Source organism: Shewanella sp. NFH-SH190041, from assembly GCF_024363255.1.
Lineage (GTDB): Bacteria > Pseudomonadota > Gammaproteobacteria > Enterobacterales > Shewanellaceae > Shewanella.
Window position 1 is genome coordinate 3396702 of record NZ_AP026070.1, and the last position, 15838, is coordinate 3412539.

The window sequence follows — 15838 nt, forward strand, 5'->3', positions numbered from 1 at the left end:
AGCAAGGATAACTGGGGGTTATCACCATAAGCGATCCCTTTGAGGATATCAGGAAACAACAGGAGTCAGATCATGACAATCGCTCAGATGGGATCCGTTAGAACTGTGGTGTGTTTACTGATATTAACCAGCTCGCTTTTCGGCTGTGGTGGCGGTGATGGTAACAACACTAATGGGGTAACACCGCCACCGACGCCCCCAGTTCAACCAGCTCCAGATCCACAACTTTCCTACAATAACGCAGTTAAATTTCTAAATCGGGCTACATTTGGCGCTTCACCAGCGCAAATAACGCAAGTGCAGCAGCAGGGACGAGAAGCCTGGTTTACCGAGCAAATCGCCCAGCCAGCCAGTCTATTATTGCCTCAGGTTGAAAAAGATACCCGTAATCAAGAACCCGGCCAATTCACCATGGCCAGCTCAAGCTTCGCCTTTTGGCATAATGCGATAAGCGCCGAAGATCAATTGCGTCAGCGCATGGCCTTTGCCCTGTCAGAAATTCTGGTGGTATCTAATGCCACTAATGATGAGCTAGCTGACTATCCCCAAGCTATTGCCAGCTATCAGGATATTTTGATTAATCATGCCTTTGGCAATTATCGGCAGTTATTACAGCAGGTCACCTACTCACCTACCATGGGCTTTTACCTGACCTATTTAGGTAACCTGAAGGGGGATGATGAAACAGGGCGAAAACCAGATGAAAACTATGCCAGAGAGCTACTACAACTTTTCACCCTGGGCGTGACCTTACTGAATATGGATGGCAGCGCCAGACTCAATGCCGAGGGTCAACCGCAAGAAACCTATGGCTCGTCGGATATTGAGGGGTTGGCAAGGGTCTTTACCGGACTAAATTTGGATGAAACCAAACTGGAAGAATCGCCCGTAGCGGCCTTTACCTCCCCCATGGCCAGCTTCCCAGAGGATCATTCCAACAAAGAAAAACGTTTTCTTGGGGCTGTGATACCGGAAAATACCCAAGTTGATGATTCAATCACCCAAGCATTAGATATTATTTTTGCCCATCCCAATCTAGCCCCCTTTATCAGTAAACAGCTTATTCAACGTCTGGTGACCAGTAACCCAAGCCCTGATTACATCAATACGGTGGCGCAAGCCTTTAACAATGGCAGCTATCAACTGCCTAGTGGTCAACAGGTAGGTACGGGGCAACGGGGCGATCTTAGCGCTACCTTGGCCGCTATTTTGTTTGATACTGAAAGCACCAACTTAGCGGCCAGCACAGGGGGCAAACTGCGGGAGCCGATCATACGTTTTACCCACTGGGCCCGGGCATTTAATGCCACCAATATTGAGCCTGAATATCTGTTCAAACTCTGGAATACCAGCTTAGCGACCGCCTTAGCACAACATCCGTACCGTTCTCCCAGCGTGTTTAACTTCTTCCGCCCCGGGTATAAAGCACCAGGTTCTGAGTCCGCCGCGCAGGGATTGGTCGCGCCGGAATTACAAATTACCAACGCCACTTCAATCCCAGGGTATATCAACTTTATGACGTACTTTGTCTTCAATCAGCAGCGTTTAATTGATGTCCCTGCCATGTCAGAGACCTTTGAAGAAATCGGGGTGCCACTACAAGCTGAGCTTGCGCCATCCCGCTTTACCACCAGCTATAACACTGAATTGGCGCTGGCCAATACGCCTTCAGCCTTGGTCTCACATCTCAATAATCTGTTAACCGGTGGGGCAGTGAGCGCAGAAAAACAAGCAGAAATCGTTGAACTACTCACAGATACTGAGTCCGAGGCCGTCAGAGTACCGCTGGCAATTGTACTGATAATGACCTCGGTGGATTACCTGATCCAAAGATAGGAGCAATCAAGGTGAAAAGAAGACATTTTCTCAAGCTGACCGCAACTTCTATCGCAGCTGCCACCACAACCAGTATTAGCGCTTTACTTGGCAGTCCTCAAGCATTGGCCGCGACAAATGACTACAAAGCCTTAGTCTGTGTGTTTCTCTATGGTGGTATGGATTGCCATGACACCGTCATCCCTTATGACAACGAGAACTATAACCGTTGGGCGCAGATCCGTTCAGCCATGTTAAATCAATACGCCACGCCCCGCAGCCAAGCTAATCTTAGCCCTATCAGCACACCGAGCCGATTTGGCAGCCGGCAGTTTGCCCTGCCGCCAGAAATGTCGGGGTTACACAATCTGTATCAAACCGGCAAAGCGGCCATTGTCGGCAATTTGGGCCCGCTATTGGAGCCAGTCACCGCAGCACAAATCCGTAATGAAACCGCCAAATTACCCGCCAGACTGTTTTCCCACAATGATCAACAATCGACCTGGATGTCAGGCCATACCGAAGGGGCGCAATATGGTTGGGCGGGGCAAACCCAAGATGCGTTGATCAATGCAGGGATCAGTCAACGCAATATTTTTTCAGCTATCTCAATGTCCAGTGGCGAGCTGTTAATCACGGGACAACAAACCACCCCCTATCACCTGATTGGCGGCAAAGCGCAGCAACCTGTGCTACTGCAATCTGGTATTAGTGGCGCACCTAATCCTAACCAAGTTTATCTGGGCACTGATGCGGTTTCAGTTGCCGGATTACCGGAGAATCTGAGCAACTACTTTTTTACCCAAGACCAATATGCAAACCTGCTCCAAGCAGATTTTGCCACGCTACAACACAATGCTTTACAAGCTAATGTGCTATTTAACCAAGCCGTCGATGTCAGAAAAGTGACCGCTGCATTTCCTAATCACCGGCTGGGGAACCAGCTAAAACGGGTATTTGCCACCATTAACGCCAGAGATACACTCGTCGCCAATCGGCAGGTCTTTGTCGTCTCGCTGGGCGGGTTTGATACCCATTCGGAACAACCACAAACCCTGCCAGCGTTACAATCCATGCTAGACACTGGTATCAGCGCTTTTTATACCGCCCTTGAAGATGCCGGATTAAGCGAGCAGGTAACCCTCTTTACCGCATCAGACTTTGGACGCACATTGGCCTTTAATGGCGATGGCACAGATCATGGCTGGGGGGGACACCATTTTGTGGTGGGCGGCGCGGTCAAGGGCGCCACCATATATGGCGATATCCCCGTCAGTGAATTTGACCATGCTCAGGATATCGGCGGCGGTCGCTTAGTACCTACCTCAGCTATCGATCAATATGCGGCGGATTTTGCCACTTGGATGGGCTTAAATGACACTCAAATTCTGCAGCTCTTCCCCAACCTGACTAACTTCAATGGCAGATTGGGCTTTATGCGCTAAAGCTATCTCCTCATCGAGGTAATAAGAATCTTCTTGATCGAATCAACCCCGTATAAATTTTTACTACATGGAGATATGACGGTTTGTTAACTTGCTGAGCGATAACAAAGGCTCTAGGGTGAATAGCATTAGGCATAAAGTCCTTATACCTCTCATTTTCACCACAGGAGCTTTCCTATGTATATCGCTATGAATCGCTTTAAAATCAAACCCGGCTGCGAGCAAGAATTTATTGATGTTTGGGCTGGACGGGACAGCTACCTAGACACGGTGCCTGGCTTTAAAGAGTTTCACCTGCTACGTGGCCCAAGTGAAGCCGATTACACACTATTTTCTTCCCATGCAGTGTGGGAATCCAAAGCCGCATTTGAAGCTTGGACCCAATCAGATGCCTTTAAAAAAGCCCATGCCAATGCGGGCAAACAGCATAGAGATATCTACGCAGGACCGGCCAAATTAGAATGTTTTGACGTAGTGCTATAACCCTGACCGATAAGCATGGCGCGCAATGTATTGGCGTGCCATGAATTACCCAGCTATTCCTTACTGCCATCCCGCGCTATAGCAAACAGATATCAATTCCTTTGCCACTTTCCGGCTTACCTTATTACCTAGGGTCTGACTTTATTTTGAGGTTAGCTTCTTTTGCTGAGTATCTTGCTCATTACATGTACTGTTAGTAGTACTACGGCAGTCGTTAAGCAGCAAGACTAGTGGTTAAAAACATTTATTTTGACCATTTAAGTGCAAATCAATAGTGAGTACGGACTTTTATCCTAATGTTATGTATCAAGGATAAACTGAAATAACTGAAACACTCTGAAACCCTTAGACATATCCTGTTACACCTCTCTTTTTACTCAGTGACAACTCTCACAAAAATAGATAATTCAGCGGTAAATTTACCCAAGTTTACCGAGTTTTTTATTGTGATTTTATAGAATGGCTTGCCCAAATGGGCATTTTTGCTGCTTTGTGAGAAAAGAGGCCATGAAAAACTCCAATAGTCCACTGTTACCCCTGTCCCTGTTCGCCATTGTCTTTTTGGTCTGCTTGGGACTGTTTAGCCCTAAGCTGTATGCCAACCCTGAAGGGGCAGCTGAACGCCGACAAGTGGCGGTGGTCACTGGCCTGGTTGAACAACAAACATTATCAGAATCTGTCAGTGTCATTGGCAAACTCACCGCTAAGCGATCAGTCACCTTAGCGCCTATGGTCACCGGCCGTATAAGTGATATTGCCGTGAGTGATAATCAACGGGTCACACGGGATCAACCACTGTTTCGTCTCGATGCTGGTCGAACACAGGCTGCATTAGATGAAGCCCGTGCCCAGTTGCAGGATGAAGAGCGCAAGCTGGCTGAATTTACCAAGCTGGCTAAATCTGACGCTATCAGCCAGAGCGAGATTGATGCCCAGCGAGCTAAAACCGCCATCGCCACAGCCAGATTTCATGCTGCCCGCACCGAATTGGACTATCACACTGTGCGTGCTCCCTTTGCCGGGCATGTTGGACTTGTGGATTTCAGCCAAGGCAAAATGGTCAATGCTGGTGAGCAACTACTCACACTGGATGATTTAGGGCAGCTACAGTTGGATCTGGCGGTTCCTGAACAGTATCTCTCTCGACTGCGCCGTGGCATGGCTGTCACCGCAGCAGCCCAAGCCTGGCCCAATAGTCACTTCACCGGGCAGATCACCGCCATCAATCCCAGAGTCGATCCCCAGAGTCTGAACCTGACTGTACGGGTAGCATTGACGAACCCCGAGCTGAAACTCATGCCGGGCATGATGATGGCGGCAGATATTCCACTGCCAGCCGTAACCCAGGCAGCCATCCCGGTGCAAGCACTGGAATACTCAGGCACCAAGCGCTATGTCTACCGGGTAGCTGATAATAGTCAGGTACAACGCACTGAAGTGACCTTGGGTGCCAGAATTGGTGATCGGGTACTGATTAATTCCGGCCTCAACATCAATGATGTCATCGTGGTACAGGGACTGGTCAATATGCGCGATGGCCTCAAGGTAAAGGTGCTGGCGCAACATGAAACCGGCCAACCCCAATCAGGAGCCCGTAGCTGATGTTGTTATCTGATATTTCCGTTAAACGCCCTGTTGTCGCAGTGGTGCTGTCACTGCTGCTGTGTGTGTTCGGTCTGGTGTCATTCAGCAAGCTGTCCGTCCGGGAAATGCCTGACTTTGAACGCCCGGTTGTCACAGTAATGACCAGTTATGAAGGTGCCTCGGCGGCGATTATGGAAAGCCAGATCACCCAGGTGCTGGAAGATGAAATTACCGGGATCTCCGGCATTGATGAAGTGACCTCAGTGACCCGTAATGGCATGTCTCGCATTACAGTGAACTTTGAAATGAACTGGGATCTGACCCAAGGGGTCAGTGATATCCGTGATGCCGTTGCTCGAGCTCAGCGCCGTTTGCCGGAAGATGCCAAAGACCCGGTAGTATCTCGGGATAATGGCTCAGGTCGGCCCGATGTTTATCTGATTTTAAAATCGGACCGGATGGATCGCACCCAACTGACTGACTATGCCCAGCGGGTACTGGAAGACAGATTCAGCTTGATCTCCGGCGTGAGCTCCGTCAGCCTCACCGGCGCCCTGTACAAGGTGATGTATGTCCAGTTAGAGCCGGAATTAATGGCTGGCCGTCAGGTTACCGCCCAAGATATTACCGCAGCGCTGCGACGGGAAAACGTTGAAGCTCCGGGCGGAGAGGTGCGCAATGACACCACAGTGATGGCGGTGCGTACCGAGCGCTTATACCAAAATGTGGATGATTTCCGTCATCTGGTGGTGCGCCGCAGTGACAACGGGCAACCCATTTACCTCAAGGATGTCGCCCGGGTCTATATCGGGGCCGAAAATGAAAACTCCTCCTTTAAGAGTGATGGTGAAGTCAATCTGAGTATCGGCATTATTACCCAATCGGATGCCAACCCGTTGCAGGTGGCTCAGCGGGTGATCACTGAAGTCGCGCGAATGCAGAAATTCTTGCCCGACGACACCACGCTAAAGGTCAATTATGACAGTACTGTGTTTATCGACCGCTCCATTAAAGAGGTGTACTCCACACTGTTTTTCACCGGCGCGCTAGTGGTGTTGGTGCTGTATATCTTTATCGGTCAGCTGCGGGCAACTCTGATCCCGGCCATTACCGTGCCGGTATCACTCATCTCCGCCTTTATCGCGGCTTACCTGTTTGGCTATTCCATCAACCTGCTGACGCTGATGGCACTGATTTTAGCAATCGGCCTGGTGGTGGATGATGCCATTGTGGTGGTGGAAAACATTTTCCACCATATCGAAAAAGGTGAGCCTCCGCTGCTGGCAGCTTTTAACGGTACCCGGGAAGTAGGCTTTGCCGTGGTCGCCACCACAGTGGTGCTGGTGATGGTGTTTTTGCCTATCTCCTTTATGGAAGGCATGGTCGGGCTGTTATTTACCGAGTTTTCCGTCATGTTAACCATGTCGGTGATTTTCTCATCGCTGATCGCTCTGACGCTCACCCCTGTGATGTCCAGCTATCTGTTGCGAGCCAATGTAAAACCCGGCAGCTTTACCCGATTAATTAACCGGGGTTTTGCTAGGTTAGAACAGGGATACCGTAAAGCGGTTGCCCAAGCGGTTAGACTGCGCTTTGCCGCCCCTGTGGTGATCATTGCCTGTATTGCTGGCAGCGTGATGTTAGCCAAAACCGTGCCCTCCCAACTGGCGCCGTCGGAAGATCGCGGCGTACTGTTCGCCTTTGTTAAAGGAGCAGAAGGCACCAGTTATAATCGCATGACCGCGAATATGGATCTGGTCGAACAACGGCTGCTGCCATTGCTGGGACAAGGGGTACTGCGCTCATTCAATATGCAGGCGCCGGCATTTGGTGGTCGCGCCGGGGATCAAACCGGCTTTGTGATCATGTTGCTGGAAGACTGGGAAAAACGGGATGTGCATGCCACTGAAGCACTGAAAATCATCACCAAAGCGCTGAAAGATATTCCTGACGTCAAAGTTTGGCCCATGTTGCCGGGCTTTCGTGGCCAGTCTAGTGAGCCGGTGCAATTTGTGCTGGGGGGCAGTGATTACCAAGAGCTGAATCACTGGGCCAATGCGTTAAAACTGGCCGCAGAAAAAGCCCCGAAGGCGATTATTACGGATGTGGATCTGGATTATGCCGAAACCACGCCAGAGCTGTTAGTGACCATCAACCGTCAACGGGCAGCAGAGCTGGGGGTCAGTGTGCGGGATATTGCGGACACCTTGGAAGTGATGCTGGGGGGAAAACGTGAAACCACCTATGTGGAGCGCGGCGAAGAATACGATGTTTATCTGCGCGGGGATGAGGATCACTTCAATTCCGTTACGGATCTGAGCCGAATTTACCTGCGTAGCCAAAGCGGTGCACTGGTGACACTGGACAGTCTGACCCGGGTGGAAGAAGTGGCGTCAGCGCAAAAGCTTAGCCACAGCAATAAGCAAAAATCCATTACCCTCAAGGCCAATGTGGCCCCTGGTTATACTTTGGGGCAAGCGCTGGATTTTCTTGATAATACCGCCATTGAGATGCTACCAGCGGATATCAGTATCAGCTATGCCGGAGAATCCAAGGACTTCAAAGAAAACCAAAGCAGCATGGGGATCACCTTTGCCTTGGCATTACTGGTAGCCTATCTGGTGCTGGCGGCTCAGTTTGAAAGCTTTATTAACCCGCTGGTCGTGATGTTTACTGTGCCCATGGGGATTTTCGGGGGCCTGCTGGGGCTGGCACTGACTGGACAAGGACTGAATCTGTACAGTCAGATCGGCATGATCCTGCTGATTGGTATGGTGACCAAAAATGGCATTTTGATTGTCGAATTTGCTAACCAACTCAGAGATCGTGGACTGGCGTTGACCGATGCCATTATTGACGCCTCGGCGCGCCGATTACGGCCGATATTAATGACGGCCTTTACCACGCTGGCTGGCGCTGTGCCGCTGATTATCAGTACGGGAGCCGGCGCTGAAAGCCGCATTGCCGTGGGAACTGTTGTGTTCTTTGGTATGGCCTTTGCGACGTTAGTGACCCTGTTTGTTATCCCGGCCATGTATCGCTTGATCTCAGGGCGCACCCATTCACCAGGGTATGTCGCTGACCGGCTAGCACAACTGCAACAGGCCGCATTGGCAGAAACCGCCACTGCAGATGATGTGCCACCCAAGGCATCAGCGCCAATCACATCAAAGTAATCACAACGAGCACTGCCCGGCTTGCCCCCACGGCCGGGCAGTGCCAAGTGCTTAACAGCAGGTTATCTCACCTGCTGTTAAGTGGCTTATTCTCGATATCCCACGCAGCGAAACACCGCTAAGCGGGATTAATTTTCTTTCATAGGGCATGCATCACTAAGGCTGGCTTATATCATAAGCGCCTGAATATATGATGAGACACCTGTGTGATTGAATTGCCCTCCCACTCCGAATGGCTTCGGGGTGGCGCTTATGCCCTGGCCATGGGGCTACCTTTGAGTCTGAGTTATTTCGTCAACGCCCCGAATATCCTCGCCTATATGGCGATGGGCGCGATGTTTTCCCTGCGGCTAGATCCCCACCGCAGTCCTAAACGGCAGGCGGCAGCGATTCTTGGTGGCATGCTGCTGATGATAGCGTCTGCAGGCCTTGGGGTATTGCTCGTCGGCCACAAAGGTCTCTCGATTGCCGCACTGGTGCTAATTGCATATCTGGCGGGACAGCCTAAGTCTGATCAGGCCTACCTCAGTCTTTTGACGAAATTTATCGCTGCCGCCATGTTATTGGCAGATATGGGGCTGCCCACCAATGCAGGAGTCGCGCTGGCTTATTTTGTCGGCGCTATCTGGGCCTTTATGCTGAGTTTATTGGGCGACTGGTTGCAACCGGATGATAATAGCGGCTGGTCACCGGCCGATGAGCTGCACCGCCTGATGGCGGGCGATATCAATGGCCCCCTATTTGGCCTCACCCTACCTATCACTATTCTTGCCGCTACGCTGACGGCGGATATGCTCCATGCCCAGCACGCAGCTTGGGTTGGGCTGACGGTACTGTTTGTGATGCACGTGAATGATGCTAACACCTGGACCCGACTGCGGCAGCGGATGATTGGTACACTACTCGGGGTGGGACTGGCTTATGTGGCGGTGCTCTGGCTCCCGCGGCCACTCTTTCCGCCGCTGATTACGGTACTGGCGCTATTGATCCCAACCCTGCTGCGCCAAAGTTATCAATGGTTCAGTTTATTGATAACCCTCGTGGTATTGCTGGTGATTGATATCGCCATGACCCACCAAGGCGGTGATTTAACCCTGCTGCGCTGGCGCTTTTTCGATACCTTAATTGGCTGTATGTGGGTAGCCATTGCCTTGGTATTGCTGCGTTTTGCCAAACATTGGTGGCCGGAGCGAACCACAGAGTAATTTGTTATCGTCACCAGCTCTGGCCCGATGATTGACAATCACATTGCAATACTGCTCAAAAAAGGCCACCGCTCAATAGAGACGGTGGCCTTTGGGCTATATCGGCTTGCAGGGCGGTTTGGGGAACCTGACTGACGTAATCACATCGGCACTGCCGCCCTCGGTTTAGGCAATATTAAGTTGAGTAAGCAACATCAAGCAGCTGAATCAGCTTAAGCGATGCTATGTTCCACCAGCGTTGGATGTAGCAGGTTGTCATGCACCGGGCAACGGTGACAAACCCGATCTAAAAATGCATTTTTCTCTTCAGTTGTCATATCGGCATCAATGCTGGCACTCAGTTCAATACGCTTAAATCCCACAGGATCATCCGTTGGCTGCCCCATCAAGCCGGCACTATTCATTTCCCCGCGCACATGCACGTCTAACCCTCGCAGCTCAATACGCTCTTCCCGTGCCACCATACGGGCAATCGCCGAGATACAGCCGCCCAAGGAAAATAAAAAAGTTTCCAGTGGATTTGCCCCTTCATCAGTGGCAGTGGGCTGATCAATCACTAAATGGTGATTACGTACCTGAGCGGTCACCTTCCAGCCACTGCCCATATGAGTGTGCACTTCAACAATCTTTTCAGCCATGATGTTACCTCTTTACTGGTTATTCATTTTCAGCCCGCTTGCCACCCCATCCTTAAGAGCGTGCCAGCGGTACGTTTAAAGCCATTAGAAAAATCTAATGCGAAAAAGCATACGCTGGCAACAACTGGCTGGCAAGGGTAAATAATTGATTTTAATAGACTGAATGGCAACAAACCGTGACAGAGATAGGTGCAGCCCTACGACAACGATGACTGGCTAGCCTAAAACACACTAAAGCAGAGCAATTCGAATAAACACTGTCGCGAGTGTGACAACAAAATAGATTGCCTTGACCGTTTAGCCAGATAGTACAGGTGTAACCTCTTGTATCTCATAGGCTTAACAAAACATTACCCGGATGGATATCAATCCGCAGCACTGAGGGAGATGTGAGCAGGTGACAGCCGGTTTTCGCTCAGGCACAATGCGCCGCTTGAAAAATATCAGAAGAGTTCATCATGGGTTATTTCTACCTTGCCATCGCCATTGTCGCTGAAGTGATTGCCACCAGTGCCATGAAAGCCTGCGCCGGCTTTACCCGCCCGATCCCCAGCATCTTGGTGCTGGTCGGGTATGCCATTGCTTTTTACTGTCTGTCACTGGTGCTGAAGACCATTCCGGTGGGGATTGCTTATGCTATTTGGGCGGGAATCGGCATTGTGATGGTGACCTTGGTAGCCATTGTACTGTATGGGCAAAAACCGGATTTACCTGCCGTGATCGGCATGTCATTTATCTTGGTTGGCGTGGTGATTATCAACTTGTTCTCCCGCATGAGCGGCCATTGAGTCTTGGGGCGCGGCTGACTGGGCATCAGCCGCCCGCGCAGCAAGAGGCTGATACCAATCATGCTCTAATGCCTCAGCTGTCATTGGCGGCGCAATCAGATCTCCTTGCAGTTTATCGGCCCCCATACGGATAAGCACCTGCTGCACTTGAGGTGTTTCCACCCCTTCAACTGTGACTTCAAACCCCAGTTTGGTCGCCAGCATAATACTGGTTTCCATAATGTGCCCGGCTTGGGGATCCGTCAGCAGATCCGCCACAAACGCCTTATCAATTTTGACCTCATCCACCGGCAAATGCTTCAGGTAAGCTAATGATGAATGGCCGGTGCCAAAATCATCTATCGCCAGCTTCACCCCCAAGGTTCGCAGTCGTCGCAGGGTATGCAGCGCTTTGTCGATATTGGCCATCAAGGTGCTTTCAGTAATTTCAATCATCAGGGCATCGGCTGGCAACTCAAAACGCGTCAGCTGCGCACTGATATCTTCACACAGGGTGTCATTGGTTAAATCCCGGGTAGACAAATTTACCGCCACTTGCACATTTACCCCACGACTGCGCCAAATTTGTTGTTGCTCGAGCACTCTGGTCAGCGTCCAGCGGCTTACCAGCCCTATCATGCCGGCATATTCTGCCAGCGGAATAAACTCCGCGGGAGACACCGCCCCCAATAAATGGTGATTCCAACGCAGCAATGCTTCCACCTGCAGTGGCGCGCCATCGGGCAGCCCCGCATCAGGGCAAGCGTCAAGGTGAGTAACCGCTTGCTTAGGCTGAAAAACTAGGTAAAACTCGCCGCTAATGAGCCCTTTGGGCAGGCTATTGATTAAGGTCAGCTCCCGGTGCTGCCGGGTATCATCCCCATCGGCATAAAAGCCAATCAGATCTTTGGCCTCACGGCCTTTTTTCAGCGCCAAATCTAACCGGCGCAACAAAATACTGGGGTGGGTATCAAAATGTGGCCGGGAGAGGACACCAAATTGCACCCGGACTCGTACTGGCGTGCCCTGAATATCAAAGGGGACCTGCAGCCGACCTTTCAAGCGCATAATCTGTTGCCGGTCCACCGCCTGCGGCCAATACAGCACAAATTCATCCCCATTTAACCGGGCCAGTAACGCCGGGGGATGCTGCAATTTATTTAATCGCTCTGCAAAGGCTCGCAGCAGGGTATCGCCAAATTCAAACCCGAACAGATCGTTGACATAGCGAAAGCGGTAAATATCCAGCAGCACTAATGTGCCCTGCTCTGCCAGTGAGTCAGTTGCACTCCCGCCAGCGGTGATGTTAGCCGCACGTAGCCCGGCTTTACTCCCTGTCTTGCTACCGCTGTTACTGCTGTAGCTATTTAGTGCAGCCGCAGTTTCTGCGTTATGGCTAGCGTTATGGTGACAATGATTATCGTGGCGCTTCCCACTATGAGTATGCCCGTTATTATTGGCCTGATTTCGCGCGACAGCCTCAGCCAACCCCGCACCAGACATTCCCTCAGGTACCTGTCCTAATGTCAGGGTTTGGCCAATAATGGCCTTAAAACCAACCCGGTTAAGCAGGCCGGTCAGCTTATCACGCCCATGTTGCCCCTGCTGTCGGGTAATTAATGCATCCAATTGGCTGCACAGGGGGCGAAATCGAGCCGGTATCCGCTCAAGCCCTAGGGCGGTGGTTGGCAAACTGCGATGGCTCAGGGTATGGGTCAGACGGCGTAAAAACTGGCGGTAGCGCCATAGCAGCCAAGCCTGCAGCAACACCAGTAGCAGGATAAGCCCTACCAGCAGGAGTAACGGCAGCATGTCCGGGGTGAGGCCATCTTTGAATATGGGGATCATGGGGCTCCTGTTATTGATGTTACCGACCTGCAAACACGGTTATTGATAACTCTGACGGATAGACTGATAACGTTCAAGGAAGGTGTCATCAGTCAGTTGCTCCGCAGCAACAGGCAATCCTCGGCGAGCAAAAGTGTCCAATCGCAATGCTGCACTGGGGCGAAGTTCCCCGGTAAATAATGCTGCGGCGCGAATAAAATCCAGATAAGACACCTGTGATGGCAGATAGGCAGGATCAGCAAAACGCTCCACCACGGTGATCACATTGGGGCTGAACTCCCAACTTTTCAGCACTGCGCCACCAAGCGGCCCCTGTACCCGGCGCACGGTGGCGCGCAATGTCTCTATGGCGGTAAACAGCTCAGGATTAGCCTCCGCCTCAGTCAGCACAGGCAGCGCACCAATATTGTGTACCAACCCGCTCAAAGCCAGTGTCTCACTACTGAGCCCTGTTATCCCGGCGGGGATGGCATCTTGTTCGCGGCAACACTGTAGCAGTGCCAGCGCAGCGGCCGTCACATCCACCGAAGACTGCCACACCTCATCCATCACCTGCCAGACCATTTCATTGGTGGAGATAAACAGCTGCTCCATGGCAATTGAGGTGGCGATGCTGCGGATTTGCACCAGCCCAATTCGGTTAACCGCCGCGCTGACATTGTCTACTGCCGTCCCCCGGCCATACAGGGCACTATTGGCAACCTTGATAAGCCGGGCCGACATGGCGGCATCTTGGCCGATAATCCCGGCTACATCCCGCAACCCGGCTTCGGGGCGACCGGCAATATCCTGCACCTGCATCGCTACCTCGGGTAAGGTGGGTAATACCAAGCTATCATCCTTCAGCCGCCGCAGCAGACTGACCAACATTTGCTGTATTTCCGCCATCGCACTCTCCATTGCACAAAAATCATCCATCGCCCAAGTATATACACAAGGCAGCCCTGCGGGCAGTCGGACCTGATCAGCTTTTACTGTCAATTTATGCTTACCCTGAGCGCAGTTAGCCCACCTATAAGGCGATGGCAGAATTTGCCCATCGCGGCGCGATTGAGTAAAATGCCGCCCCCGCGCTTGCTCCCTTGACCCGAGCCGGTTGCTGCCGTGCAGCACTGATGATAAGCGCCCAGCCAACAGAGAGTGATTATGTTTAAACCTGAGCTTCTGTCCCCTGCCGGGACACTGAAAAACATGCGTTATGCCTTTGCCTACGGGGCAGATGCCGTTTATGCCGGCCAGCCAAGATACAGTCTGCGGGTGCGCAATAACGATTTTAAAATGGAAAATCTGGCACAGGGCATCCAGGAAGCACACTCTCTGGGCAAAAAGCTGTATGTGGTGAGCAATATCGCCCCCCACAATGCCAAGCTAAAAACCTATATCCGCGATATGGAGCCTGTGGTAGCCATGCAGCCAGATGCGCTGATCATGTCTGATCCGGGGTTGATTATGATGGTGCGGGAAGCCTTCCCGGATCAGGTGGTGCACCTGTCTGTGCAAGCCAATGCCATTAACTGGGCTTCAGTAAAATTCTGGCAATCCCAAGGCATTAAGCGGGTGATCCTGTCCCGTGAGTTGTCACTGGATGAGATTGAAGAGATCCGCCAACGTTGTCCGGATATCGAACTGGAAGTGTTTGTTCACGGCGCGCTGTGTATGGCCTATTCTGGCCGCTGTCTGTTGTCAGGCTATATCAATAAGCGCGACCCGAACCAAGGCACCTGCACCAATGCCTGTCGCTGGAAGTACGATGCCCATGAAGCCACGCAAAATGATGCCGGTGATATTGTGGCGATTCAGCCAGCGGCGCCAACCTTGGGTGAAGGTACGCCAAGCGACAAGATTTTCCTGCTGCAGGAAAACAACCGTCCGGGCGAATATATGCCAGCGTTTGAAGATGAGCACGGCACTTACATCATGAACTCTAAGGATCTGCGTGCCATTCAGCATATCGAACGTCTGACCAAGATGGGCATCGACTCGCTGAAAATCGAAGGCCGGACCAAATCCTTCTACTATGTGGCCCGTACCGCTCAATTGTACCGTCAGGCTATCGACGATGCCGTCGCCGGTAAAGACTTTGACCGCAGCCTGATGACCCGTCTGGAAGGTCTGGCTCACCGTGGTTACACCGAAGGCTTCCTGCGCCGTCACGTACATGATGAGTACCAGAATTATGAATATGGCCACTCTATCAGTGACAACCAGCAGTTTGTTGGTGAATTCACCGGTAACCGCAATGCGGCAGGTATGGCTGAGATTGAAGTGAAGAATAAGTTTTTGGTCGGTGACAGCCTGGAGATGATGACGCCACAGGGCAATATCAATCTGACGCTGGAATCGCTGGAAAACCGTAAAGGGGAAGCCGTGGAAGCTGGCCTTGGCAGTGGTCATACCGTGTATATGCCAGTTCCTGCGGATCTGGACTTAAAAGCCGGTATTTTGCTGCGTAACCTGCCTGAAGGGATGGATACTCGTAATCCGCATTCAGCGAAATAATGACCTTCGCTGTATCATGAAATGGAAAAGGCTACCGATTGGTAGCCTTTTTTGTTTTTATTGATGATTTCTGAGGTGACAATTTCATTCATCTACTGTTGCCTACATAGATGTTGTCCATTGCCTGCCGCAGGCTACTGCGTAACCGACCAAATGACTCGCCGTAAAATCATCCCTGATGGCTCGACGATGACCAAATTCATCCCTGAATAAATGCCAGCAGTACATCCCTGTACTGCGCTCATAAGCTCACTTATCACAGATAAGTATTCGCCTTGTCATCAACGGTCATTTGTCCAGTTACGTCGGAGATTGGTGCTCCCCGTAAGTAATGGAGAATAATAAAAGGGAGAAGAGAAAGGAGAGTTCCCGAAATCC

11 protein-coding genes are annotated in these 15838 nt (G+C 51.4%); 8 read left to right on the plus strand and 3 right to left on the minus strand.

All coding sequences use genetic code 11. The features are described 5' to 3' along the window. The first annotated feature begins 72 nt into the window (after positions 1-72). From NFHSH190041_RS15110 to NFHSH190041_RS15135, 6 genes are all read left to right on the plus strand, one after another. Entirely contained in the window at positions 73-1836 is a 1764-nt protein-coding gene (locus NFHSH190041_RS15110; RefSeq protein WP_261922576.1) for a DUF1800 family protein, read from the plus strand. A gap of 11 nt (positions 1837-1847) precedes the next feature. Further along, positions 1848-3260, plus strand: a complete 1413-nt coding sequence (locus NFHSH190041_RS15115) for a DUF1501 domain-containing protein (RefSeq protein ID WP_261922577.1) — start codon at positions 1848-1850, stop codon at positions 3258-3260. A 177-nt stretch (positions 3261-3437) separates the two neighbouring features. After that, positions 3438-3743, plus strand: a complete 306-nt coding sequence (locus NFHSH190041_RS15120) for an antibiotic biosynthesis monooxygenase family protein (protein WP_261922578.1) — start codon at positions 3438-3440, stop codon at positions 3741-3743. A 507-nt stretch (positions 3744-4250) separates the two neighbouring features. Further along, complete coding sequence (locus NFHSH190041_RS15125; RefSeq protein ID WP_261922579.1) at positions 4251-5345, plus strand: efflux RND transporter periplasmic adaptor subunit; 1095 nt, start codon at positions 4251-4253, stop codon at positions 5343-5345. Next, positions 5345-8503: a multidrug efflux RND transporter permease subunit gene (locus NFHSH190041_RS15130; protein WP_261922580.1), complete on the plus strand. Its 3159-nt coding sequence runs from the start codon at positions 5345-5347 to the stop codon at positions 8501-8503. The genes NFHSH190041_RS15125 and NFHSH190041_RS15130 overlap by 1 nt, the downstream gene beginning before the upstream one ends. Positions 8504-8709: 206 nt before the next feature. Further along, on the plus strand, positions 8710-9708 hold the full coding sequence (locus NFHSH190041_RS15135; protein WP_261922581.1) for an FUSC family protein: 999 nt from the start codon (positions 8710-8712) through the stop codon (positions 9706-9708). A 212-nt stretch (positions 9709-9920) separates the two neighbouring features. On the opposite strand, the gene NFHSH190041_RS15140 is transcribed toward NFHSH190041_RS15135, so the two are convergent. Further along, positions 9921-10346 (minus strand): OsmC family protein, encoded by a 426-nt coding sequence (locus NFHSH190041_RS15140; RefSeq protein ID WP_261922582.1) that lies wholly within the window; start codon positions 10344-10346, stop codon positions 9921-9923. Between the two features lie 458 nt (positions 10347-10804). Between NFHSH190041_RS15140 and NFHSH190041_RS15145 the strand changes: the two genes are divergently transcribed. Beyond that, entirely contained in the window at positions 10805-11134 is a 330-nt protein-coding gene (locus NFHSH190041_RS15145) for a DMT family transporter (protein ID WP_261922583.1), read from the plus strand. On the opposite strand, the gene NFHSH190041_RS15150 is transcribed toward NFHSH190041_RS15145, so the two are convergent. Then, positions 11075-12961: a putative bifunctional diguanylate cyclase/phosphodiesterase gene (locus NFHSH190041_RS15150; RefSeq protein ID WP_261922584.1), complete on the minus strand. Its 1887-nt coding sequence runs from the start codon at positions 12959-12961 to the stop codon at positions 11075-11077. The genes NFHSH190041_RS15145 and NFHSH190041_RS15150 overlap by 60 nt on opposite strands. A gap of 39 nt (positions 12962-13000) precedes the next feature. Further along, positions 13001-13849, minus strand: a complete 849-nt coding sequence (locus NFHSH190041_RS15155) for an HDOD domain-containing protein (protein ID WP_261922585.1) — start codon at positions 13847-13849, stop codon at positions 13001-13003. 258 nt (positions 13850-14107) lie between these two features. Here NFHSH190041_RS15155 and yegQ point away from each other — a divergent pair, with 258 nt between their 5' ends. Then, on the plus strand, positions 14108-15460 hold the full coding sequence (gene yegQ / locus NFHSH190041_RS15160; RefSeq protein ID WP_261922586.1) for a tRNA 5-hydroxyuridine modification protein YegQ: 1353 nt from the start codon (positions 14108-14110) through the stop codon (positions 15458-15460). Positions 15461-15838 lie beyond the last annotated feature (378 nt).

What these genes read in the sequence shown, in the direction of transcription:
- NFHSH190041_RS15110 (WP_261922576.1), top strand. Translation starts at nt 73, where the DNA reads ATGACAATCGCTCAGATGGGATCCGTTAGAACTGTGGTGTGTTTACTG.
- NFHSH190041_RS15120 (WP_261922578.1), top strand. Translation starts at nt 3,438, where the DNA reads ATGTATATCGCTATGAATCGCTTTAAAATCAAACCCGGCTGCGAGCAA.
- NFHSH190041_RS15125 (WP_261922579.1), top strand. Translation starts at nt 4,251, where the DNA reads ATGAAAAACTCCAATAGTCCACTGTTACCCCTGTCCCTGTTCGCCATT.
- NFHSH190041_RS15130 (WP_261922580.1), top strand. Translation starts at nt 5,345, where the DNA reads ATGTTGTTATCTGATATTTCCGTTAAACGCCCTGTTGTCGCAGTGGTG.
- NFHSH190041_RS15140 (WP_261922582.1), bottom strand. Translation starts at nt 10,346, where the DNA reads ATGGCTGAAAAGATTGTTGAAGTGCACACTCATATGGGCAGTGGCTGG.
- NFHSH190041_RS15145 (WP_261922583.1), top strand. Translation starts at nt 10,805, where the DNA reads ATGGGTTATTTCTACCTTGCCATCGCCATTGTCGCTGAAGTGATTGCC.
- NFHSH190041_RS15150 (WP_261922584.1), bottom strand. Translation starts at nt 12,961, where the DNA reads ATGATCCCCATATTCAAAGATGGCCTCACCCCGGACATGCTGCCGTTA.
- NFHSH190041_RS15155 (WP_261922585.1), bottom strand. Translation starts at nt 13,849, where the DNA reads ATGGCGGAAATACAGCAAATGTTGGTCAGTCTGCTGCGGCGGCTGAAG.
- yegQ (WP_261922586.1), top strand. Translation starts at nt 14,108, where the DNA reads ATGTTTAAACCTGAGCTTCTGTCCCCTGCCGGGACACTGAAAAACATG.